Genomic DNA, 21,350 nt, shown 5'->3' on the forward strand with positions numbered 1-21,350 from the left:
GTTACGTTAACACTTCAAAGAGAAGCGCCAGTCCGACTCCGCCTCCGCTGCCGATCGCTGCTGCTGCATAGCGGGCATCAGGACGTCTTTTTGCTTCATGAAAAAGCCGGGTGACAAGCGCCGCCCCGGAAGCCCCGTACGGATGCCCGACGGCCAGAGCGCCGCCCCGGACATTTATTTTAGAATACGGCACTTGAAGCTGCTGTGAAAAAACGCATATTTTGACGGCAAACGCCTCGTTGATTTCGTATATATCAATATCATCCGGTGACAGGTCCCGTTCCTTCAAAAGCTTTTTGACGGCATAAACCGGAGCTGCTGACGGATAATGCGGATGGACGCCGCTTACCGCGCTTCCGATAAAACGCAATCCCGGCTTTAAACCGAGAGACCGCGCTTTTTGTTCTTCCATCACACAAACTGCCGCCGCCCCGTCAGAAATTCCGCAGCTGTTGGCGGCGGTGACAGAGCCTCCGGGCTGAAAGACGGGTTTGGCGCGGGCGATGAGAGGCGCCATGTTCCGCTTTTTCAGCATATTTTCGTCAGAGGCGAATCCGTGGCAGGGGAGAATTTCCCGGCGGTACAAGCCGTCTTCGTGCGCTTTGACGCTCCGTTCATAGCTGAGAAGGGCATATTCGTCCTGCATCTTTCTCGTTACGCCGTAAGCCTGTGCCGTATACTCGGCCGCTATGCCCATATCAGGATCGCCGATGTGTTCAGGAGAAAAGCGCGCCCGGGATGAGAAAGGGGAACGGCTGCTGCTCTCCGCTCCTCCCGCGATGTATGTGCTCCCCGCGCCGGCTTTAACAAAGTGGCACGCGATTCTCACGGCGTCCAATCCGGAACCGCACTGCCTGTCGATGGCCGTACCGGACACGCTCAAAGGAAGCCCGGCGGCCAAGGCTGACAGCCGGGCGAGGTTCCCGCCGCGGCCCGTCGCGTTTCCGAGCAGGACTTCATCAATGTCTTCGGGCATGTTCCGGCTCAAATGTCGGATCAGCAGAGCTGCCAAATCTTCAGGGAGACAGTCTTTTAACAGGCCGTTTTCCCGGGCGAAAATCGTCCGCTTCGCATCCGTAATTACAGCTTCCATTCCATCATGTCCTTTGCCTGCTTTTGTACGGCGGCACGGGCGATCTTTCCGCCGGCTGTTTCCGGTATTTCTGAAAACAGCCATTTTTTCGGGATTTTATATGCTGCCAGCTGCTCGCGGCACTGTTTCTTCAGTTCCTTTACATTTGCATGTCCGTCGATCACCGCAACGGCGATGCTGCCCCAATAATCATCAGGGATGCCGATGACGGCCGCTTTTCTGACGCCCGGACAGCGGTTGAGCACACGTTCTATCTCTTCCGGGAATACATTCAGGCCGCCTGATACGATCATCCCGTTTTCACGTCCTTCGATATAAAGATAGCCTTCATGATCGATATATCCCATGTCATCAACCGTCATCCAGCCGGAATCATCAGGCTTTGCGCCGTTGATGTATCCGGAAAATTTCATCGGGCTGTTCACAAAAATCTTCCCCGTTTCGCCCGGCATGCAGCGTTCCCCGCCGGGCCGGCGGATTTCGATTGTAACATTTTCAAACGGACGGCCCGCCGCGTCAGGCTTTCGGGCGCTGTCTTCAGGCGATAAGAACGCCACGAAACTCAGCTCAGACGTTCCGTAAAAATCATACAACCGCAAATGGGGATAGCGCTCTGACAGCGCTTGTTTAGACGAAGCAGGCCAGTCTGCACCGGAAGAAATCACCTTGAGCGGTGTATCCGGAAACGCCTCTAGTGAGAGCAGGGCGTCCGTCATTGTCGGAACGGTATATAGAACGTCAGCTTGTCTGAGCCGGTCTTTCATTCCGGCCGGATTGAATTTTCTTTGAAGGAGGACGGTTCCGCCGATAAACAAAGTGCTGACAGCGCCGTATAAAAAGTGTGATGAGCGCAGCGTGCCCGGCACCAGCACTTTGTCATCAGGGGAAATGCCGAATTCACGTTTCGTACAAGAAAAGCTCTCCAGCCACGAACGGTGAGAGCGGGTGAAGGCTTTCGGCTTACCGGTCGATCCCGAGGTGAATCCGGTATAAAAGGGCAGGCAGGCGTTTTTGATAAAAGCGCCTGCCGCTTTTTCCGCCTCGATCAAAGGCCTGCATTCATCCCACAGGATGACAGGCGTTTTGATGCCGTCCAGTCTGCCGCTCAGCCGGCGGTCACAGATGACGAGATCGGTTTTGCTGATGTGCAGCTGGTCCGCGAGTTCCGCCGCCGCCGAGCGGGGATCTAACGGAACCGCCGTGCAGCCGGCATGCGCCGCCCCTGCGAAAAGTTGTAAAAAAGGGATGCCGTTCGGCAGTAATAGTGCAATGTTTTCCGGCTTACCTGAAAGGCTGCCAAGCCAGTTTGCGGTTTGGTTTACTAGCCTGTTCCAAGTTTGATAGTTGATCTGTTCTGTTTCTGTCTGAATCGCGATCTGTTCCGGCGCTTGTCCGGCTGTATCTGAATATGATGATGTAATCATGATGACTAAAATCAGCTTCCTTTCGTCGGCAAAAGCCGGCTAGCTTGAAGAGTTTTTCTGATTCTTACGGCTGCGAATGAGGCTGCGGCCGCTTTAAGCAGATCTCCGGGCACATAGATGAGGCTGAGCTTTACGGCAGTCAAGATATCAATGTGCATTATAAAAGCCTGAATGGGAATGCCGATGACATACAAAAACAGCACGCCGAACAAGAACTGTCTGATAAACAAATGGGGGACAGCAGCTGAGCGAAGGCCTTGGATGCTGAGGCTCAGCAGGAATGCCGCCAGCGGATATGCGATGAGATATCCGGCGCTCGGCCCGAAAAAAACCCCGAACCCGCCTCTTCCGCCTGAAAGGAGAGGTGCTCCGCATGCCACAATCAGCAAAAAAAGCAATTGGCTTAAAAACGCCGCTTTCGGTTTCAGGATGCTTCCCGATAAGAGCACACCGATCGTCTGGAGCGTAATCGGAACCGGCGTAAAGGATAAGAAAAGCGGCGGGAGCAGCCCCAAAAGTCCCATAATGGCGGTAAACACGGCAATATGCATCATTTCTGTCAATTTCATTATGTATTCCTCCAGCTTATCAAAATATGTTTATACAATAAAGCGAGTCTTTACATATGTCAACTCTATTATATTTTAAGTTAACAATAAAAAGACCGGCCCTTTATGAAAAAGGCCGGTCGGTTTATCTTTATTCTTCTGTAAGGATAACAAGTGAATCAACGGATGATGCAACGTGGGAAACGGCGCGGCTGACTTCTTGAAGGCCGCCGAGAAAGGCCTGCAAATCAACGTCGATTTTGCCTGTCTGGTCTTTGCTCGTTTTCATGCTTTGGACGATGTCATCAAACAGACGGTTGATCTGCGTCATTTTTTCTTTCGTTTCGCTTACAAGTCCGTTTACATCTTTGATATGTTTGGACACGATGTTGATTTGTGTATTGGTATTGTTCACAAGCTCTGATACGGTGGAAACGGTTTTTTTCGTATCCTCTGAAAGCTTCCTTACCTCCGTCGCCACAACGGCGAACCCTTTGCCGTGCTCCCCGGCTCTCGCGGATTCTATTGAGGCGTTGAGTGACAGGAGATTCGTTTGCTCGGCGATCCCCGTCACGATGCCGAAGATTTTTTCGATCTGCTGGGCAATGTCATTCAGCTTGTCCATTTCTTCTTCAATCTGCAGAAGGCTGGCGTCGATTTTATTCATCTGCTGCTGCTGGCTTTCAAGCTCTTTTTTCCCGCCGATTGATTTTTCTTCGACATGTACGGAAGTGACGGTGCCGGCTTTTGACGCCTCGGAAATGCCCTCGGATTTATCGACCAGCTCCTGCACGGCTCTGCTCGTTTCTGAAAACAAATCAGCGAGTGATCCGGATGTTTCCTGGATTTTCTGATGAAGACGGGCTTTCTTTTCCTCTTGTTCGTCACGCTGGCAGTTATATTCAGTCTGGAATGCTTCAAGGACGAGCTGCTGTTCAAGATTCAATATTTTCGTCGTCGCTTTGATCGCTTTTAAAAGCTCATGCAAATCCGGAATGGTTGCTTCATATATGTTCATCATCGACAGAAGCAGATCCTGAAACGCTCCCATATACCATTTCGGTTCAAGGCCGATCCGCAAGTGGATGGAAGCGATGCGCTGTCTTTTTTCAATGAATTCATCATCAATCGTGCCGGCGAACATCTCATGGATATGACGCCGTAATGTTTTTTTCAGTCGCTCAACCGTGCTGTGGTCGTTAATGATCGTCATTAATGATTTTTCGTGATCCAGATTTCGGTAAAAGGAATCGACGATTGTTGAGATATGTTCTTTAATTAACGGCTGCAGCTCTTCAAGCACATGAAGTTCTTCGTTTCCGAGCCTGACCATTTTCAGCTGTTTTTGGACATCTGCATATTGATTTGAAAGCGCGATGCGTTTTTTTCCATCGGCTTCTGAAAAATATGCTGTTTCTTTTTTGCGGTCTTTTTTAAATAACAATATAAGTTCCCCCAGATATTCTCTTTTTCTTTTTATCGGTTTGGAAGGAACTTGAATGAAGGAATCTGATAAAAATATTTTAATGCGGAAAAAAATAAAACCATTCGTACAGAATGGTTTAGTCAATCTTGGGTGAGACGTTTCAGCGGCTTGATGGCGGGACCTTCGGCAACCCCGCCGTCGGGTGTGAACCGGGACCCGTGACATGGACAGTCCCACGTCCGTTCGCCGTCATTCCATTCAACCTCACAGCCTAAATGGGTGCATGTCGTATCGACAAGATGCAGACAGCCTTTTTCATCTTTATAGGCGCCGGCCCGTTTGCCGTTTACCGTTACGATTTTTCCCTCCCCGGGCCCAAGACTCTCAGGCGAAGCGTCCGGCCTCTCAAGTTTGCCCGAGATAAGGTGTTTGGCCACGTCGGCATTATAGGAAATCAGTTTTTTCAGTCCGGGATCTGCGTGGAAGCGTGACGGAATAAACAGGCCGGAAAACGGGTTCTTTTTGTTTTGAATATGATCAGCCAAAAGCTTCGCGGCGAGCGCTGAGCTTGTCATGCCCCATTTTTTAAAACCGGTCGCCGCCAAAATATGTTCTTCATCGCCTGAGATGGGACCGATGAACGGAATTTTGTCAATGGTGACAAGGTCTTGTGCAGACCAATGATATGGGATGCTTTCAACTCCGATTGTGTCTTCCGCAAATTGTTTCAGCGCTTCGTAATGCCCGGACATTTCTTTTCCTTGGCCTGTTTTGTGGCTTTCACCGCCGACAAGCACCAGTTTTTCACCGTTCAAATCGGTGTATCGCAGTGATCTGGACGGCTTGTCTATGCTGAGATACATCCCATCCGGATACGTTTGTTTCGGTTTTACCGCGAGTACGTAGGATCTGCTGGCATACATTCTGGCGGCATAAAGCCCGCCTCCGTCATAAAAAGGAAAGTGGGAAGAGCAGACAATGTAGCTGCACTTGATGCCGTGTCTGTTCTTCGTGACCACTTCCGGCTGCGGTTCTTTTTTTATGTCGATCGCAGCCGTCTGTTCAAAAACCCGCGCCCCGTTTTTAACGATCTCTTTCACGAGCGCCGCACCATATAAAAGCGGATGGAATTGCGCCTGATTCTTCATGGCGAGGCCGAGCCTGCAATCAACGGGGACGGGAAGTTCTTTCACAAGCTCATGTTCAATACCGAGCTTGGTATAAGCTTCCTGCTCACTGCGGATTTTTTTGACGCCTGATTCTGTATTCGTGTAAAGATATGCGTCTTGTTCAATCAGTCTGCAGTCAATCGAAAGGTCCTTGATGATCTGCTTCATGTCTTCTATGGCGCGGAGATGGGCTTCGAAATACAGCCTTGCGCTGGTCAGGCCGATCTGCTGAATAAGATCGGCATAGATGAAATCATGCTGGGCGGTGATTTTTGCGGTTGTGCCCGCGGTCGTCCCGTTTAAAATCCGGTCTGCTTCAATGACAGCGACACGGAAACCTCTTTTCGTCAGTTCGTATGCCGTTGTCAGACCCGTAATTCCTCCGCCGATAACCGCAACGTCGCATTCCGTATCTTCAGTGAGGGCGGGAAAGGAAGGAATGTCAGCTGTTGCTTGCCAATAGGAAGCCGGTTCCTCGTTTGAAAAAGTAGTCAATTCAGATTTACCTCCTCTGTTGTATATTCTTAATTTTTCCAATAAGACTCTGTTCATACATGAAATTCGTATAAGATGCTCAAATTACTCATAATATAGTAATTAATGTAAAGGAGTGATCAAAATGGCGAATCAGAAGAAGAAAACCTTGCCGCCGCAGCATCAAAACCGGCAGCCGGGCTTTGAATATGTAATGGACCCGCGCCCCGTTTTTGACAAACCGAAAGCGGCGAAAAAACTTGAAGGGAAAACGGCGATCATCACGGGCGGAGACAGCGGGATCGGCCGCGCCGTATCCGTTTTATTCGCGAAGGAAGGCGCTAATGTGGTCATCGTTTACTTTGATGAGCATCAGGATGCCGAAGAGACGAAGCAATATGTAGAAAAAGAGGGGGCGAAGTGTCTGCTGATCGCAGGGGATGTCGGCGACGAAGCCTTTTGCAACGATGTCATCCGCCAGGCGGGCCAAGCCTTTCCTTCCATTGACATCCTGGTCAACAACGCGGGTGAGCAGCACGTGCAGCCGGGGATTGAGAAAATCACGAGCCACCAGCTCATCAGAACGTTTCAGACGAATATTTTTTCAATGTTTTACTTGACGAAAGCCGCGCTCCCTCACCTGAAAAGAGGAAGTTCAATCATTAATACGGCCTCCATTACCGCCTATAAAGGCCACAAAACATTGATTGACTATTCAGCGACAAAAGGGGCGATCGTCACGTTTACAAGATCTCTTTCCCAATCTCTTGTCACTCAGGGCATCAGGGTAAACGCAGTGGCGCCGGGGCCGATCTGGACGCCGCTGATCCCGGCGAGCTTCTCGGCGAAGGAAGTGGAAGTCTTCGGCTCAGACGTGCCGATGCAGCGCCCGGGAGAGCCTGTTGAAGTGGCGCCGAGCTATTTGTACTTAGCAAGCGATGATTCTTCCTATGTCACGGGACAGACGATTCATGTGAACGGCGGCACCATCGTAAACGGATAATGTAAAAAAAGCCAATCCATATGGATTGGCTTATTCACTCTGTTTGAGAGCGGCATATTCTTTTGAAAGCGTGAGGAACGCTTCTTTATTTTTATCATCAAGCGCCTTATTAATCTGCATTGTCAGCATGGCGATCCGGCGTTTATACAAGGATTCATCAAGCACCATTTGAATGTAAATATCGGCCATTGTCACATCGAATTCGTTTGCTTTTTCCGTGTTGCGGGACTTCATGAGCTCAGTGTACGACTTTTTCTCTTTCATAAAGAATCCCCCCAATGCCTTTTTTATAGTATATGGATAACGGCCGGAAAAATCAATTAATTTTTATAATCTTTAGACAACTAATACTTGGAAATATATCGACATATCCTGCAAATTGACGAAAAAACGAAAATGATCATTGTATAAATGAGGTGAAATGAAAAAGAAAAATAATATTTAAATAGTAATTTAAGACTAAATTGCAGCTTTAAAAGGTGATTTTTAGCTATATTCAAAAAAAACCTGTCGTTTTCCAATGACAGATGATAGATTATTAGTATAAATTTTCAAGAAAAGGATTGGAGGCTGCACATCATGTGCCAGAAAACACACGCACCCTTAGAAAGCTACGAAGTAAATCGTTCAACCATCGCTGTTTTGCCTGAGGAAATAGACGGTAAAATGGGGTCGAAGGTCATTGAAAAAGACTGCATTCTGTATGTCAGCATGAAGCCGATTCACATCATCGACAGAAGCTGCCGCTACTTTGGCTCCAGCTATGCCGGGAGAAAAGCAGGAACATATGAAGCGATTAAAATTTCTCACAAGCCGCCGATTATGGTGGACCCTTCAAATCACATCTTTTTATTCCCTACACTTTCTTCTGCAAGGCCTCAATGCGGCTGGATATCTCATGTGCACGTTAAAGATTTTCAACCGACGGCATTTGATGACACAGCGGTCACGTTCTCAAACGGCAAAACGATGGAACTGGAAGTATCCTATCATTCTTTTGAAAATCAGGTTTACAGAACCGCCTATCTCAGAACCACTTTTCAGGACAGGATGGGCAGTCATATCCCGAAGCGGCAGGAATTCATGCTGTATCCGAAAGAAGAGCGGACAAGAATGATCTACGACTTTATTTTGCGGGAGCTGGGGGAGAGATATTAGAGAAAGCTGTGATGTGAAGGGACGGGCCCTTTCCTTTTAGGAAGGGCTTTTTTCGATTTACATGCCCGGATAGAGTTGTATCGTGTCCGTCCGTTGGCTATGATGATGTAAAGAGTAATGATATTTCATTTTAGGAGAGATGGGCATGGATGTGTTTGCAAAATATGTATCAGGAATCGATAACCCGGATCACCGTCTCAAAGCAGAGGAAATTTTGTCGTGGACGGCTGACCAATTTCCGAACTTAGAAGCACAGATCAAGTGGAACAAACCGACATTTACCGATCACGGCACCTATATCATTATGTTTGCCGCGGCAAAAAATCATTTGAGCATTTTACCTGAAAAAGAGACGATGGAGCATTTTGCCGATGACATCGCCCAAGCCGGGTACAGCGCTTCTTCACGCCTGTTCAGAATTCGGTGGACTGATCCGGTGCACTATGATCTGCTTAAGAAGATCATCGAATTTAACATCAAGGAAAAAGCTGAAAATCCGGGGTTTTGGCGCTAGCGGACGTGATGTTGAAGGAGGAAGACATGGACGTTTTCAAAGACTATTTATCAAGTATCGACAGCCCTGATCATCGTCTGCGAATGGAGGAAATCCTGTCGTGGACGTCTGAGCAATTCCCGGGTTTAACACCGCAGATCAAGTGGAACACGCCGATGTTTACCGATCACGGCACGTTTATTATCGGCTTTGCGGCAGCAAAGCATCATGTAAGTGTTTCCCCCGAAGAAGCTGGAATTGCGCATTTTGCCGACGACATTGCCCGTGCCGGCTACAGCGCTACTTCCCGTTTGTTCAGAATTCAATGGACTGAACCGGTGCATTATGAGCTGCTTGAAAGCATGATTCAATTCAATATCCAGGATAAGGCGGACTGCTCAGCGTTTTGGCGGAAATAATGAAAGAAATGTTAAAAAACAACCCTGAGGAGGGCTGTTTTTTTATTAAACGTAATCCGAAAAATAAGGGATTTGCGTATCCGGCAGACCCTCACAAACGCACGATGACAGAAATCGTGCGTTCAAAATTCTTTATTTGACGACAGACATGCTGACGCTGCTTCCTGACACTGTCAATTTGGCAAAATCCTGTGTATCAATCACAGGTGTGACTGCTTTATTGTCGATCGTGATGTTCGTAAAGGCTGTTGAGAAGTTTGATTTGATGTAAGGGCGCTGATCCTCTGATGTGACCGCAACGGTGGCGAGCGCTTTCCATTTTGAGACAGAGCCTACATTTGTTTGGGCGAGTTCTGAGATGATGCGGCCGGTGTATCCGTCATTATTCGTGCCCCAATATGTGGCGCGGGTATTGCCGTTCAGATTTTTGTAAATGGTCAGCTGTACGGTGCTGCCGGGCCGGAAGCCTTTCGTATAAGTGAATTGGCTTTCTCCTTCCAGATACCGGACCTGGCCTTGTCCCTTTGAACCGACTTTCATGATCGGTTTCCATACATGATAGGTGTCACTGTACTGAAGCCCGATATCAGCCTCTGTGCCTCCGGTAAATCCTGAGTAAATATAGGCTGTCCCATTTGACACCTGAATCGAGCTTGGAAGCTGAATTTTCGTGACGAGAACTGAGCCCGTGCTGTTCAGATAGGCCCTTCCGCCGATTCCTTTACTGAGCTGGGACGCCGCTTCCGCCGTATTTGGACTGATCACCCCCGGAATATCCGCCGTACATGCGCCGAATAGAACGGCTGTAGTGAGAACACCCGCAACAAGCCCTTTTTTCATCATCATTTCTCCTCCTATCATCATAGTCAGATAGCGCTATCAATTCATATTATAAAAGGTTTTGGGAAAAATTCCATAAAAGATATACGGGCGGACATAAATTAAAACTATTTTCCTATTTATCTTGTAAATGGAGATTATTTGAACTATGATATGTTCAGCCATACAACATGATTCAGGAAAGGGGATAGGATAGAAATGAAAAAGACGGCAGCTGTGCTTTTGTCTTTCGGCCTGGTGTTCGGTTGTTCATACGGAGCGGGGCAGACGGCAGAAGCGAAAACAAAGGTAAAAACGTATCAAAACTGCAAGGCGCTGAATAAGGTGTATAAGGGCGGCGTGGCCAAATCGTCGAAAGTGAAAAACAAGGGCGGCAGAACAAAGTACAAGCCGTATGTATCAAAAGCGCTTTACAATGCAAATAAAAGACTTGACCGGGATAAAGACTATATCGCATGTGAGAAATAAAAAAACAAGCCTCTTTAAAGAGGCTTGTTTTTTTAAATGGATTCGGCGGTGACGGCGGTTCCGTATCCGATTAATTCGGATGTGTTCTGTCCTGCGGTCAGTTCGAACCGCAGGCCGACGATGGCGTTCGCTCCGAGCTGCTCCGCCTCTCTGATCAGCCGCTCTTTCACCGCTTTTTTGGAGTCTTCCAGCATTTCGGTATAGCTTTTTAATTCGCCGCCGACGACAGATTTTAAGCCTGCAAGCAAGTCTTTTCCGATGTGACGGGACTGGACGATACTGCTTGTCACTAAGCCTTTTACTTCCGTAATCTGTTTTCCGGCGACGGTTTCGGTCGTTGTCATGATCATGCGGCTTTCCCCCTTCATGTGTCTTACCGCTATTTTATCATTAAGCCGCCTTTTCGGCTGCGCTGATTTGTTTTTTTCTGACTGCGGCGCTGACTGCAAACATGACGGCAATGTTCAGAACCAGCGCGATGATGCCTGTATTCATATCCTTAACGATCTGCGGAAGAAACGGAAAGAGGGTTCCGACGGTTGATTCGGTCAGCGTAATGAAGGCCACTGTTCCGACCCCGGCCGTTATGCCGGCAAAAGCGCCGTGGCTTGTGATGAAACGCCGCTTCGGCAGGCTGAATAAGAGGGCGGGGAAAAGCTGGGTGACAAGGCTGTAGCCCATTAAAAGCAAGGTGACGATGGTATTTCCGCCTTTCAGCGTAAAATATACGGATATCAGCGCGATGACGGGTACGGCGTATTTTGCGAGCCGTGAGACTTTTTCGTCAGTCGTGCCGGGCCGAATGGCTTTGTACACATTTTTGGCGAACAGCGTGCTTGAGGCCATTAATATCATTGAACCGGGTACAAGCGCCGTCAGAATGCCCGCCGATCCGATCAGCCCGACAAACCAGGGATCAAAGGTTTTCACAGACAGCTTTAATAAGGCGAGATCCGTGTCCGCCCCTTTTAAACCGGGCACCTGCAGAATCGCCGCAAATCCGGTAAAGATGACAAACAGCAGGACGAGCTGATAAAGAGGCATGATGATCGCGTTTTTCCGAAACACCCGCGGATGCTCCGCCGAATAGGAAGCGGCAAAGGTATGAGGCCACATATAAAAGCCGAGGGCGGTCAGCAAAACCGTTGAGCTGAACCAGGAAACGCTCTGTCCGGTTTCCGGCAGCGTGAGAAAACCGGGTTTTGCGGCGTCAATTTGTTTGAACATCTCCGTAAACCCGCCGTAATAATGAATGGGCAGATAAATGCCTAAATACAGGACGATGCCTAAAATCATGATATCTTTGACGACGGATATCCACGCTGAACCATGGATTCCTGAAATCATCACATAAATTGTGATGGAGACAGCGCCGATCCAGACAGCGGCGGAGGGCGGAATCTGTCCGTATGACGTTGCTGAAACAATTAATCCGAGCCCTTTCAGCTGCAGGACGAGATAGGGGATGAGGGATGCGATGCCGACGAGCGATACGAGAATGCCGAGGAGCGGGCTGTTGTATTTTGAAATAAAAAAATCTGATTGCGACATCAGTTTGTGTTGTTTGGCGTAAGTCCACACGGCTGGCAGAAGCCAATATGACAAAATGTAGGCAAGGCAGCCGTACGCGATAATATAAAAGGCCGGGCCTCCTTTTCCGTAAGCCCATCCGCTTCCGCCGAGGAATGTAAAGGTCGTGTATATTTCTCCCGCCATTAATAAAAAGACAAACATCGTGCCGAAGCCGCGTCCGCCCACCGTCCATTGTTCAAGGTCCATGCGTTTTCCTTTTCGGGCCCGGATTCCGAGATATACACAAAACAGGAGCACGGCGGCCATTACGGGAAATGCTGCGTTCATTCCGTCTCACCCGCCTTGTTTTCTTTGTCCAATTTGTAAACGGCGGCCATCAGAACGGAAGTCAGCACCGCCCAGATGACGACAAATGCGAGAATGAAAGGCATTCCGAAAACATAAGGCGTCACCCGGTTGGCAAATGGAATGCCGGCGAGAATTCCGAAAAAGGGCAGGGCGGCGAGAACATGAATCAGTTTCATAACATTCCTCCTTTTCATTGAAAACAGCGTGTCCCGATTATAAAGAAAATCATGTCGAATGTATAGTGTGAATAGTCTGAAATTTATCAACTAAAAAGGAAAAGCAGTCCCGGCTGCTTTTTAAATGGTCGCAAGAGACAGGTAATATTCCAATAAGGCGGTTACCTGTTCCCGTATTCTCGGGTTGAAATAACGGTGTTTTTCTTCATAGCCGTTAATGGTGCATATATAAAGCGTAAATGCTTCGTCTCTTTCCGCTTCGTATATTTTAATTTTACGCTTTCTTAACTCTTTTCGAACATCACTCAAATCCTTTTGTGCTAATTTTAAAGAGCAGCTGATAAGCTGTTTATAGGGTTGTTTTAATTTGAACGGGCACGAATCAAGCGCTTCGAGGTCCCGGTTCAGGATGGCAGCCGCCATGGGCAGAAACAGCCCTTTTTCGATGAGATCGCGGGTGCCGCTCCGAATGTCAGGCATAAATACTCCTTCTTTCTTAAAAAAAGAGAACGTTTGTTCTTATTTTATACTCGCTTACACGATATTTCAAGTCGGAAAATCTCGTAAACATTTTCGTTTTTTGGAGATAATGTGTAGAATAAGGATAGACAAACTCGTTAAGGAGTATAAACGTTGGAGCAATTTTTATCATATTTGACTGAGGAACAGCTGACGGAATGGTTCCAAAGCTATAGAGCTTTCGGCCCGGCGGCTGCGGCTGTACTGCCTTTTATTGAAGCGTTTCTTCCGTTTTTGCCGCTCGTTGTATTTGTGGTGGCGAATACGAATGCATTTGGTTTGTGGGAAGGTTTTTTTCTGTCATGGCTCGGGTCTGCGTCAGGATCGATGCTGATGTTTTATGCCGTCCGCCGTTTCGGACAGAAGAGAGCTTTCGGTTTCATCCGCAGGCATCAGACCATAAGGCGGATGATGCTCTGGGTTGAGCGGCACGGTTTCGGTCCGCTGTTTATTTTACTTTGCTTCCCCTTTACGCCGTCCGCTGCGGTTCATATCGTTGCCGGTCTGTCACGGGTAGGGGCGCTGCAGTTTATATCAGCAGCCGCTATGGGGAAAATGGTTATGATCTTTATGATCAGTTTTATCGGGTATGATCTTCACGCACTCATTACACAGCCTTTCAGGATGGCGGGCGCCATAATGGTGATCGCGGTGCTGTGGTATGCCGGAAAGCATATCGAACGGCGTTTACAGACGAGAATCAGTCAGCATGAGAAAGACGGAGGGAGACAGGAATCTTGAAAAAACGATTTTGGTTTATAGCCGGCGTGCTTATCGTTGTTTTGGCCATACAATTAAAGAATGCCATTTTTATTGATTATAAAGTCGAAGGAATCAGCATGAATCCGACCTTTAAACAAGGAAATGAGCTGATGGTCAACAAGTTTTCCCATCGTTACAAAACGATCCGCCGTTTCGATATTGTTCTGTTTAAAGGCCCGCACCGCAAAGTGCTGATCAAACGTGTCATCGGGCTCCCCGGCGAGTCAATCGCATACAGGGAGGATCAGCTGTATGTGAATGGAAAACGGGTGGCGGAACCGTTTTTAAAACCGTTAAAGTCATCATTGTCCGCCGGGAGCCATGTGACCGGTGATTATACGCTGAAGGAAACGACCGGGCGCAAAAGCATACCGAAGGGACAATACTTTGTTATTGGCGACAACCGCATATACAGCCTCGACAGCCGTCATTTCGGTCCGATTAAGGATAAAGACATTGTCGGAGTCATCAGTGAATCAGACGCCAAGTGAACGGCGTCTTTTTTTCGGAAATGATTGTAAAAAAACAGAGGAAAGACTATAATGAAAATTGTTACGCACGAAACAAAAAAGGAGGCGTTTTATTTTATGTTTTTTGTTACGTGTGCAACAAAAATACGAAAGAGGGCTGATGAAATGAAAACACAGGCTGCCATTATCGGGGGAGGTCCGGTCGGGCTTATGCTTGCATCAGAACTGGCGCTGGCCGGAGTGAAAACGACTGTCATTGAACGATTGAAGAAGACGGTGCCATATTCCAAAGCGCTTATCATGCATCCGCGCACACTTGAGCTTTTTGCCATGAGAGGCATATTGGAACGCTTTGCGGATCAAGGGACGAAGGTGTCTTCCGGCCATTTTTCCATGCTGGATACACGGCTGGATTTTTCTCGGCTGGATACGAAGCAGAATTATTCGTTAATGCTGCCTCAGGCAGAAACGGAGCGGATTTTGGAGGAGTATGCATCAAGTCTCGGCGCAAATATCATCCGCGGGGCGGAAGCGGTGGCTGTCACCCAGACGGATGACGGAGTGGAGACGGTGTTCCGGGACGAAAGCGGAATCCGCACTCTTCACAGCTTATATGCCGCGGGTACAGACGGAGCGGGGAGCATTGTCCGGAAACAGGCGGGCATCGCTTTTTCGGGCACTGATGCCGACTTAACAGGAACCCTTTGTGATGCCGCTTTGAAACATCCGCCCGAATCTTCCTTTTTTTCAACGTGCCGCCTGGAGGGATCGGTTGTGATTATCCCTCTTACGGACGGACTTTTCCGCGTCCTCATCGTTTCTCCGCACGTCCTGCAAAAGCGGAAGGAAGAGCCGGTCACCGAAAATGAGCTGAAAGAAGACCTGCGGCGGATATGCGGCACTGATTTCGGATTGAGTGATCCGGTATGGATGTCGCGGTTCGGCAATGCCGAGCGTCAGGCTGAGCAGTACCGCTCCGGCCGGGTTTTTGTGGCTGGGGATGCGGCGCACATTCATTTTCCCGCAGGCGGCCAAGGCCTGAATACGGGGCTTCAGGATGCCGTCAATCTCGGCTGGAAGCTGGCGGCGCAAATGAAAGGAAAAGCGGCGCCTCATCTTCTGGACAGCTATCATCAGGAAAGGCACAGCACAGGAAAAGAAGTGCTGCACAATATCAAAACGCAGATCAAGCTCATGGATTTTACCGAGTCGGGGATGGCATTAAGAGAAACGATGACCGCTTTGCTGGATTTTCAGGAGTCCAACCGTTTATTGGCGGGAAAAGTATCCGCGCTTGATCTGCATTATGAACCGGATGCGGAGCTGCCGCCGCATACCCTGAACGGAAAACGCCTGCCGGATATCGAACTGACCCTTCATGACGGGCGGCCGGCCCAGCTCTATGATTTTCTCCGCGAGGGCGGCTTTGTGCTTCTGTCATTAAGAGGGAGCATTCCCGCCGGTATTGATACGGACAGCGTGGCAGCAGTCAGGGCGGAGCTTGCTGAAACACGTGCCGATTGGAATGATGTCCACACCGTTTTAATCCGGCCGGACGGCCATGCGGCATGGGCAGCCGGCGGCTCGGGACGTGAAGCGGAAGAAGCCGTTCTGGCCGGTTTGGAAAGATGGGGATTATTCATCTGATAACCTTTTTATGCGCCTGTGTGATTGTTTCTTGTGTAACAAAACGTTATAGTAAAAGAAACAATCAATACGGAGGGGTGACTCAGCAGTTGGACAGAAGACAGCCAGACCATGCAAAACACATGATTCTTGAAGGGCTGACAGATATTTTTCACGAGCAGGAGAGGTGTCAGGAGGATATCAGGGCGTCGTTGGCCGGACGGATGGATGAACTCCGTGAAGAAAACGGAAAAAAATTACAATTGACCTTGACGGAAATTCACATTTTGTCGTGTATCGGAGATCATGAACCGATCAATGTCACGTCAATAGCGGAAAAAATGAAGACGACAAAGCCGACCGTGTCGAGAAGCTGCGCGAAGTTTTTGGAAGCCGGCTTCCTGCGCAGAACCCGGCTGAGCGACAATAAAAAAGAAGTCTATTTCCGGCTGACTCCTGCCGGGAAAGAGCTGCATTCCCTTCATCATGAATATCATGAATTGATAAAAAAGCGGCTCTTGGCGTTTTTAGACCGCTATACAGATGAAGAACTGTTATTTGCTGAACGGCTGTTCCGTGATCTTTCAGCAAACTGGCGGTCTGTAAATGGCGGCGGAGAGCTGTTCAAATAAAAAACACGCATATGGATGCGTGTTTTTTTATTCGGATCATGTTCCTCTTTCTGCCCGGCCTCTTTCGCCGTGTGCCCGTTTCAGCTGAGAAAGGTGGTGCAGCAGCCGATAGAAGGGCGGAAGCATGGCGATGACGAGAACGATCCGGATGACCTGAACCGCGACGACGAAAGTCGAGTCTTCGTGCAGGGTGATCGAAGTCGCCGCCATCTCGGCGATCCCGCCGGGAGAAAAGGCGAGAACAGATGTAATCATGGAGATGCCCGTTAATTTAGAAACCGCAACCGCGCTCAGAATCATGGCGGCGATTAATCCGACGGAAGAAATAAATCCGACGGTCAGCACTCTCGTCACGCCGGTGAACATGCTTTTGTACATTTTTGATCCGATTGTGGCGCCGAGAAAAATTTGTGACAGCTGGTTCGCTTCCGGCGGCCACCAGGCCAGCATGTCTTTGCCCGCCAAGGCGGACACGCCGATTTCCGCAGCAGCAACGCCGATCATGCTGCCGAGCAGCCAAGGGGCGGGAAATTTCAGCCGTTTTGCGCCTTTACTTGCAAGCCAGGCAGCCAAAATAAATCCGGCCGTTAACAAGACGGGAATAAGGCCCGGATGTGAAGCTCCTGCTGAAACGGCTCCGGCTGATGTCTGAGCCGCACCGTTTTGTTTGGTAAATAAGAAAATAACGAGAAACGGTATTGTCATGACGACCAAAAGGACGCGCGTCAGCTGAATAAGGCTTACAATCGCGGTGTTTGCGCCGACTTCCTGGGCGATACCGGGCATGGCGGATAAACCGCCCGGCGCCGTGCCTACAAAGCTTGTCATCATGTCCGTCCGGCTGAACCGAAAGAGCACATATCCGGAAACAAGCGCCATCACGATAGAGAAAATCAGCATGAAGCCTACCGGAAGCCAATGCTCCCGCAAAACCGACAGAACGGACAGGTTCAGTTTCTGGCCGAGTTCGATGCCGAGGATCATTTGTCCCGCCGCAAGCCATCTGCGGTGAATCCCTCTTCTGTCAGGCGCCATGAACAGCCAGCGGGGCCTCGTCATGGAGAGGATGCAGCCGGCGGCAAGCGTTCCGAGCATCCAGGCGATCGACATCCCTGTAAGCGAAAGAAGAAACCCCCCTGCCGCACTGATGAGAATAAACCAGATATCTGTAAGGAGATGTTTGTCTTTCTTCAATGAAAACCCTTCTTCCTGAAACATTCATATTAAATTGTTAAGCTCGTTAACCTTACTATTACTATAGTATAGATTTTGAGATAAATAAATAATGAATTATTTCTCATAATCCATTCATTTTTCTTATCACAAACATAAAAAAAGCTCCGGAGATGGGTGAGTGCACACTACTCCGAAACCTCGCCCGCTTTTCCTTTCCACACAAGCGTCAATCCCAGACCGAGAAATAAAACTACACCTGCGAACAGAAATGGGAAGTGAATATTCATATCAAATAAAATACCGCCCAGAGCCGGGCCGAAAATGGTGCCCAAACTCGTGTATGTTGAGTTCATACCGGCAACAAACCCCTGCTGATTTCCTGCGATCTTCGATAGATAAGTAGTCAGTGCCGGGCGCAGTAAATCAAACGCAAGGAAAATGATGCAGGTGACAGCGAGCACGGGCAAAAACCCTGACATCACCGTAGAAACGAAAGCCAGCACAGCGCCGATGATCAGACAAAGCTGAATGACTTTTTTCTCTCCGAGGAAGTTGACAAGTCTGCCGAACGCGAGCACTTGAATGAGGACCGCCACAATGGAGCTGAACGTAATAATAATGGCGATATCCTTTGGCGTGAAGCCGAATTTATGGTTTGTAAATAAGCTGAATACCGTTTCGTACGCCGACAGCCCGAATGCCAAAACAAAAACGATGATAAAGGCGATCAAGTAGCTTGGATGAATCGACTTTTTCAAATCTTTTAAGAAGGTTGATTCTTTGGCGCTTTCCATCTGCTTTGCGCGTTCTTCTTTAGTTAACGGCTCTTTCAGCATAAAGACAGAGGAAATCACTGCGATAAATGCAATTCCCGCCGCAAAGAAAAACGGCATACGAACGCCGTGATCGGCAATAAATCCTCCTATGCCGGGCCCGATGATAAACCCTGTGCTGATGGCGGCAGATACATAGCCCATCGCCTTCGATCTTTCCTGCACCGTCGTAATATCTGCGACATACGCTGTAACAGCGGGCATGATAAAAGCGGCACTGATGCCCCCCAGCACCCTTGCGAAATATAAAATGGAGACATGTGTGCCCAATCCGAAGGTCAGTTCGGATAATGCGAACAAAAACAGTCCGGCGAGAATCATGATTTTTCTGCCGAAGCGGTCAACCCATCTCCCCGCAATGGGGGATGCAATTAATTGCGCGACGGCGAAGGCAGCGACAAGGTATCCCATTGTGCTGCCCGTCAAGTGCATCACATTCATAAACAGCGGCATAACGGGAATGATCAATCCGATGCCTAAAAACGCAATAAATATGTTGCTTAATAAGATGATGAGTACAGCCTTTTGTTCTCTGATCGGTTTTTGCATGTTGTTTCTCCTTTGTCAGCTGTCATTCTGTTTATCAGCGTTGATCGACCCGTGAATAAACACGGAGATGGCTTCTTTTTGCAATTCGATTCTTTGCTGAATGGTATCGTTTTTATATAACACATCTAAACCGTAGAAGACGGATAGCAGGATTTTTACTTTTGATTCGACATGAGGAATGGACCAGCTGCCGTCTTGATTTCCCTCTTCTAAGATCTCTCTCATCACATCGTCATATTCAATATCAATTTTGTTGAGCCGCTTTACGACCTCCTCTGACGTAAACGCACTCGCATAAAACTCTTCACTTGCTCTCATAAGCGGGTAATTGATGCTCATCCGGCTCAGCAGCTCCGCAAAGCCCGTCAGCTTTTCGGCAGCATCTTTCAGATCGGATTCCATTTCCCTCCACGTCTCGATCATCACGCGGTGATCCTCTTCCATGATATGAAGAAACAGAAACTCTTTTCCTTTAAAATGGTGATATAGATTGCCTTTACTGATCTCGGCCGCCTCTAAAATATCCCGAATCGATGTTTCTGAATATCCTTTTTTTGCAAATAAGTCACGCGAAGCGGATACGAGCCTGTTCTTCGTCTTTTCGCTCTTTCCGGCACCGCCTTTTGTATTTGTCACTTCACACAGATCCTTTCCGCCTCATTCATATCGTTGTCCCGGCAAAGCGGGTTCGGGTCGTTTAAAACCGACCAGTTGGTTTATTTTATTATAAAGGGTTTTTGCTGACTATACAATGAAGAAGTTATCCATTGTTTAGTGGAAGTATAAAAACGGCTCGAAAAATAAACCCCATTCTCTCCTGTTGAAAGAACGGGGTTTGTCAGCCGTCTGAAGACTCCCGGCGGGGGAGCGTGATCTGCCTGAATCGTTATTTTCCGGTATTTACCTCGGTGTAGCTTGTGTTCGGCGCGTTTGATACCGTTCCCCCTGTATGGTGGAAAGGAGAGTGGGCAGAGTGGGCCATATCGTATAAAAACCAGACGGCATGACGCTGCTCGTCAATTGCCGTGCGGGCAAATAACCGTTTCGCTTCCGGATGCACCGCTCTATCGGATGCCTGCAAATAAAAATCATTCGTTTTCTGCTCATCATAAAACGCCGCCCTCAGTCCTTCTCTGTATGTGTGCGGACAATGCTCCGTCTGTTTCGGCGTCAACTGTTTTCCGGTAATTGACGTATACAGTGAAGAGAAAGCGTGCATGTGGCGCACTTCTTCCTCTCTGATATGTTCGATTCGTCTTCTGATTTCTGCGGTTGGCGCTTTTTCGGCTAATATTGAGTAGCAAATCACAGCGCTGTATTCACCGTTTATGGATTTTACCAGATCCTTTATAAGCACAGAATCGTCACTGCAGATGGCTGTATAATGAAAAAAATTCTCGTGCATTGGACTCACCCCCGGATGTTTATAGGGTATTATACGGCGGCAGCCCGTGACATGTGCGGATGTCATTCTTATTCTTATTCTTGATCCAGCGGCGATGTAATATGGTCGTCGTATGTGTCGACAAAAAGCCGGCCGTTGCTTCCGCGCACAGCGTATACGACGTCTTCCGGTTTGAGGTTTCTCTTGTCCAATTCTTCTCTCAGCCATTTTTCCGATACGTGGTTTTCTTCCAGATTTTTCATCACCAGCCGGCCGTCCATAATCAGCTCAACGGCAAAGTTCTTTTCATGTCCGGCAAAGATGCCGAGATCCTGTCTTGTAACGGGCGCAAATTCCGGTTTGACCTCCACTGACATGCTGCCGTTTGTTTCAATGATGGCAGTCTGAACCTGAGAAATGTCAAATACATCATTTTCACGAAGCTGCTGGTTCAAGTAGTCGAGGGTATAGCGCATCGTTTTCATATTATGCTCAAGTATTTTTCCGTTTTGAATGATAATGGTCGGTTTGCCCGCAAAGAAACCCCTGGCGGTTCTGTTTTTCATAGAAAGATATGCGACGAGATAAATAATGACCACGAAAATCGTGTAAGCACTGACAGTAAAATGAATCGGCAGTTTTGTATTAAACGACAGATTTGCCGTGATGGCGCCGAGGGAGATGGCCGCAATGAAATCAAAAAGCGTCATCTGTGAAATGGTTTGTTTTCCGAGTATACGGGCGCCGATAAACAGAATGCTGAACGACAGAATCGTTCGCACAATCACTTCGAGATATTCTGACATCATATTTAATCCTTTTTTTCT

At 48.4% G+C, this 21,350-nt stretch carries 25 protein-coding genes and 1 pseudogene; 9 read left to right on the plus strand and 17 right to left on the minus strand.

Annotated features, from left to right (window positions below; genetic code table 11):
- Window position 1: 1 nt before the first annotated feature.
- The 6 genes and pseudogenes from ACWJJX_RS00890 to ACWJJX_RS00915 form a co-directional block, all read right to left on the minus strand.
- A complete protein-coding gene (locus tag ACWJJX_RS00890) occupies window positions 2–1,093 on the minus strand; it encodes an acetyl-CoA C-acyltransferase (protein WP_063174174.1) in 1,092 nt (363 codons plus the stop codon).
- Window positions 1,081–2,517 (minus strand): acyl-CoA synthetase, encoded by a 1,437-nt coding sequence (locus ACWJJX_RS00895; RefSeq protein ID WP_454022658.1) that lies wholly within the window; start codon window positions 2,515–2,517, stop codon window positions 1,081–1,083. The genes ACWJJX_RS00890 and ACWJJX_RS00895 overlap by 13 nt, the downstream gene beginning before the upstream one ends.
- A gap of 11 nt (window positions 2,518–2,528) precedes the next feature.
- Entirely contained in the window at window positions 2,529–3,086 is a 558-nt protein-coding gene (locus ACWJJX_RS00900; RefSeq protein ID WP_326374960.1) for a biotin transporter BioY, read from the minus strand.
- A 130-nt stretch (window positions 3,087–3,216) separates the two neighbouring features.
- A complete protein-coding gene (locus ACWJJX_RS00905) occupies window positions 3,217–3,732 on the minus strand; it encodes a methyl-accepting chemotaxis protein (protein ID WP_369719112.1) in 516 nt (171 codons plus the stop codon).
- Between the two features lie 243 nt (window positions 3,733–3,975).
- Window positions 3,976–4,716, minus strand: a pseudogene (locus ACWJJX_RS00910) (protoglobin domain-containing protein); the annotation flags it as partial.
- Window positions 4,632–6,155 carry an FAD-dependent oxidoreductase gene (locus ACWJJX_RS00915; RefSeq protein ID WP_454022659.1) on the minus strand — a complete coding sequence of 508 codons (1,524 nt, stop codon included), beginning with the start codon at window positions 6,153–6,155 and terminating at the stop codon, window positions 4,632–4,634. The gene ACWJJX_RS00915 and the pseudogene ACWJJX_RS00910, both read right to left, overlap by 85 nt.
- Before the next feature lie 124 nt (window positions 6,156–6,279).
- Between ACWJJX_RS00915 and ACWJJX_RS00920 the strand changes: the two genes are divergently transcribed.
- Window positions 6,280–7,137, plus strand: a complete 858-nt coding sequence (locus tag ACWJJX_RS00920; protein ID WP_003155182.1) for an SDR family oxidoreductase — start codon at window positions 6,280–6,282, stop codon at window positions 7,135–7,137.
- A 30-nt stretch (window positions 7,138–7,167) separates the two neighbouring features.
- Here the strand turns inward: ACWJJX_RS00920 and ACWJJX_RS00925 are convergent, their stop codons facing one another.
- A complete protein-coding gene (locus tag ACWJJX_RS00925) occupies window positions 7,168–7,401 on the minus strand; it encodes an IDEAL domain-containing protein (protein ID WP_003155181.1) in 234 nt (77 codons plus the stop codon).
- A 315-nt stretch (window positions 7,402–7,716) separates the two neighbouring features.
- On the opposite strand from ACWJJX_RS00925, the gene ACWJJX_RS00930 reads away from it, so the two are divergent.
- The 3 genes from ACWJJX_RS00930 (at window position 7,717) to ACWJJX_RS00940 (ending at window position 9,207) form a co-directional block, all read left to right on the plus strand.
- Window positions 7,717–8,295 (plus strand): competence protein ComK, encoded by a 579-nt coding sequence (locus tag ACWJJX_RS00930; protein ID WP_003155179.1) that lies wholly within the window; start codon window positions 7,717–7,719, stop codon window positions 8,293–8,295.
- A 145-nt stretch (window positions 8,296–8,440) separates the two neighbouring features.
- Complete coding sequence (locus ACWJJX_RS00935; RefSeq protein WP_045207079.1) at window positions 8,441–8,809, plus strand: iron chaperone; 369 nt, start codon at window positions 8,441–8,443, stop codon at window positions 8,807–8,809.
- A 26-nt stretch (window positions 8,810–8,835) separates the two neighbouring features.
- Entirely contained in the window at window positions 8,836–9,207 is a 372-nt protein-coding gene (locus ACWJJX_RS00940) for an iron chaperone (RefSeq protein ID WP_044053077.1), read from the plus strand.
- 132 nt (window positions 9,208–9,339) lie between these two features.
- Here ACWJJX_RS00940 and ACWJJX_RS00945 read toward each other — a convergent pair whose 3' ends face one another.
- Window positions 9,340–10,050, minus strand: coding sequence for a YrpD family protein (locus tag ACWJJX_RS00945; protein ID WP_003155170.1), 711 nt, complete (start codon window positions 10,048–10,050; stop codon window positions 9,340–9,342).
- Between the two features lie 195 nt (window positions 10,051–10,245).
- On the opposite strand from ACWJJX_RS00945, the gene ACWJJX_RS00950 reads away from it, so the two are divergent.
- On the plus strand, window positions 10,246–10,515 hold the full coding sequence (locus ACWJJX_RS00950) for an excalibur calcium-binding domain-containing protein (RefSeq protein ID WP_003155168.1): 270 nt from the start codon (window positions 10,246–10,248) through the stop codon (window positions 10,513–10,515).
- Window positions 10,516–10,547: 32 nt separating this feature from the next.
- Here the strand turns inward: ACWJJX_RS00950 and ACWJJX_RS00955 are convergent, their stop codons facing one another.
- The 4 genes from ACWJJX_RS00955 to ACWJJX_RS00970 form a co-directional block, all read right to left on the minus strand.
- Window positions 10,548–10,865, minus strand: a complete 318-nt coding sequence (locus tag ACWJJX_RS00955) for a YbjQ family protein (RefSeq protein ID WP_003155166.1) — start codon at window positions 10,863–10,865, stop codon at window positions 10,548–10,550.
- A gap of 40 nt (window positions 10,866–10,905) precedes the next feature.
- On the minus strand, window positions 10,906–12,375 hold the full coding sequence (locus tag ACWJJX_RS00960; RefSeq protein WP_317461360.1) for a sodium:solute symporter family protein: 1,470 nt from the start codon (window positions 12,373–12,375) through the stop codon (window positions 10,906–10,908).
- Complete coding sequence (locus ACWJJX_RS00965; RefSeq protein WP_454022660.1) at window positions 12,372–12,572, minus strand: DUF3311 domain-containing protein; 201 nt, start codon at window positions 12,570–12,572, stop codon at window positions 12,372–12,374. Before ACWJJX_RS00965 ends, ACWJJX_RS00960 begins: the two co-directional genes overlap by 4 nt.
- 120 nt (window positions 12,573–12,692) lie before the next feature.
- On the minus strand, window positions 12,693–13,052 hold the full coding sequence (locus ACWJJX_RS00970; RefSeq protein ID WP_012117241.1) for a hypothetical protein: 360 nt from the start codon (window positions 13,050–13,052) through the stop codon (window positions 12,693–12,695).
- 153 nt (window positions 13,053–13,205) lie between these two features.
- Between ACWJJX_RS00970 and ACWJJX_RS00975 the strand changes: the two genes are divergently transcribed.
- The 4 genes from ACWJJX_RS00975 (at window position 13,206) to ACWJJX_RS00990 (ending at window position 16,581) form a co-directional block, all read left to right on the plus strand.
- Window positions 13,206–13,832, plus strand: coding sequence for a TVP38/TMEM64 family protein (locus ACWJJX_RS00975; protein ID WP_003155159.1), 627 nt, complete (start codon window positions 13,206–13,208; stop codon window positions 13,830–13,832).
- Window positions 13,829–14,344 carry a signal peptidase I gene (lepB, locus tag ACWJJX_RS00980; RefSeq protein ID WP_003155158.1) on the plus strand — a complete coding sequence of 172 codons (516 nt, stop codon included), beginning with the start codon at window positions 13,829–13,831 and terminating at the stop codon, window positions 14,342–14,344. Before ACWJJX_RS00975 ends, lepB begins: the two co-directional genes overlap by 4 nt.
- A 96-nt stretch (window positions 14,345–14,440) precedes the next feature.
- Window positions 14,441–15,970: a monooxygenase gene (locus ACWJJX_RS00985; protein ID WP_454022661.1), complete on the plus strand. Its 1,530-nt coding sequence runs from the start codon at window positions 14,441–14,443 to the stop codon at window positions 15,968–15,970.
- An 89-nt stretch (window positions 15,971–16,059) separates the two neighbouring features.
- Window positions 16,060–16,581: a MarR family transcriptional regulator gene (locus ACWJJX_RS00990; RefSeq protein WP_012117244.1), complete on the plus strand. Its 522-nt coding sequence runs from the start codon at window positions 16,060–16,062 to the stop codon at window positions 16,579–16,581.
- 36 nt (window positions 16,582–16,617) lie between these two features.
- Here the strand turns inward: ACWJJX_RS00990 and ACWJJX_RS00995 are convergent, their stop codons facing one another.
- From ACWJJX_RS00995 to ACWJJX_RS01015, 5 genes are all read right to left on the minus strand, one after another.
- A complete protein-coding gene (locus ACWJJX_RS00995) occupies window positions 16,618–17,775 on the minus strand; it encodes an AbrB family transcriptional regulator (protein WP_014304750.1) in 1,158 nt (385 codons plus the stop codon).
- 167 nt (window positions 17,776–17,942) lie between these two features.
- A complete protein-coding gene (locus ACWJJX_RS01000) occupies window positions 17,943–19,139 on the minus strand; it encodes an MFS transporter (RefSeq protein WP_003155154.1) in 1,197 nt (398 codons plus the stop codon).
- A gap of 15 nt (window positions 19,140–19,154) precedes the next feature.
- Window positions 19,155–19,775 carry a TetR/AcrR family transcriptional regulator gene (locus ACWJJX_RS01005; RefSeq protein ID WP_070081597.1) on the minus strand — a complete coding sequence of 207 codons (621 nt, stop codon included), beginning with the start codon at window positions 19,773–19,775 and terminating at the stop codon, window positions 19,155–19,157.
- 250 nt (window positions 19,776–20,025) lie between these two features.
- A complete protein-coding gene (locus ACWJJX_RS01010) occupies window positions 20,026–20,544 on the minus strand; it encodes a ferritin-like domain-containing protein (protein WP_454022662.1) in 519 nt (172 codons plus the stop codon).
- 74 nt (window positions 20,545–20,618) lie between these two features.
- Entirely contained in the window at window positions 20,619–21,332 is a 714-nt protein-coding gene (locus ACWJJX_RS01015; RefSeq protein ID WP_077722028.1) for a DUF421 domain-containing protein, read from the minus strand.
- Window positions 21,333–21,350 lie beyond the last annotated feature (18 nt).

The organism is Bacillus sp. YH3-2-B2 (genome assembly GCF_053663335.1).

Coding starts and splice junctions, on each gene's coding strand:
- ACWJJX_RS00985 (WP_454022661.1), top strand. CDS start 14,441: ATGTTTTTTGTTACGTGTGCAACAAAAATACGAAAGAGGGCTGATGAA.
- ACWJJX_RS00950 (WP_003155168.1), top strand. CDS start 10,246: ATGAAAAAGACGGCAGCTGTGCTTTTGTCTTTCGGCCTGGTGTTCGGT.
- ACWJJX_RS00945 (WP_003155170.1), bottom strand. CDS start 10,050: ATGATGAAAAAAGGGCTTGTTGCGGGTGTTCTCACTACAGCCGTTCTA.
- ACWJJX_RS00890 (WP_063174174.1), bottom strand. CDS start 1,093: ATGGAAGCTGTAATTACGGATGCGAAGCGGACGATTTTCGCCCGGGAA.
- ACWJJX_RS00895 (WP_454022658.1), bottom strand. CDS start 2,517: ATGATTACATCATCATATTCAGATACAGCCGGACAAGCGCCGGAACAG.
- ACWJJX_RS00905 (WP_369719112.1), bottom strand. CDS start 3,732: ATGAATAAAATCGACGCCAGCCTTCTGCAGATTGAAGAAGAAATGGAC.
- ACWJJX_RS01010 (WP_454022662.1), bottom strand. CDS start 20,544: ATGCACGAGAATTTTTTTCATTATACAGCCATCTGCAGTGACGATTCT.
- ACWJJX_RS00955 (WP_003155166.1), bottom strand. CDS start 10,865: ATGATCATGACAACGACCGAAACCGTCGCCGGAAAACAGATTACGGAA.
- ACWJJX_RS00925 (WP_003155181.1), bottom strand. CDS start 7,401: ATGAAAGAGAAAAAGTCGTACACTGAGCTCATGAAGTCCCGCAACACG.
- ACWJJX_RS00965 (WP_454022660.1), bottom strand. CDS start 12,572: ATGAAACTGATTCATGTTCTCGCCGCCCTGCCCTTTTTCGGAATTCTC.
- ACWJJX_RS01015 (WP_077722028.1), bottom strand. CDS start 21,332: ATGATGTCAGAATATCTCGAAGTGATTGTGCGAACGATTCTGTCGTTC.
- ACWJJX_RS01000 (WP_003155154.1), bottom strand. CDS start 19,139: ATGCAAAAACCGATCAGAGAACAAAAGGCTGTACTCATCATCTTATTA.
- ACWJJX_RS00960 (WP_317461360.1), bottom strand. CDS start 12,375: ATGAACGCAGCATTTCCCGTAATGGCCGCCGTGCTCCTGTTTTGTGTA.
- ACWJJX_RS00920 (WP_003155182.1), top strand. CDS start 6,280: ATGGCGAATCAGAAGAAGAAAACCTTGCCGCCGCAGCATCAAAACCGG.
- ACWJJX_RS00970 (WP_012117241.1), bottom strand. CDS start 13,052: ATGCCTGACATTCGGAGCGGCACCCGCGATCTCATCGAAAAAGGGCTG.
- ACWJJX_RS00940 (WP_044053077.1), top strand. CDS start 8,836: ATGGACGTTTTCAAAGACTATTTATCAAGTATCGACAGCCCTGATCAT.
- ACWJJX_RS00935 (WP_045207079.1), top strand. CDS start 8,441: ATGGATGTGTTTGCAAAATATGTATCAGGAATCGATAACCCGGATCAC.
- ACWJJX_RS00930 (WP_003155179.1), top strand. CDS start 7,717: ATGTGCCAGAAAACACACGCACCCTTAGAAAGCTACGAAGTAAATCGT.
- ACWJJX_RS00900 (WP_326374960.1), bottom strand. CDS start 3,086: ATGAAATTGACAGAAATGATGCATATTGCCGTGTTTACCGCCATTATG.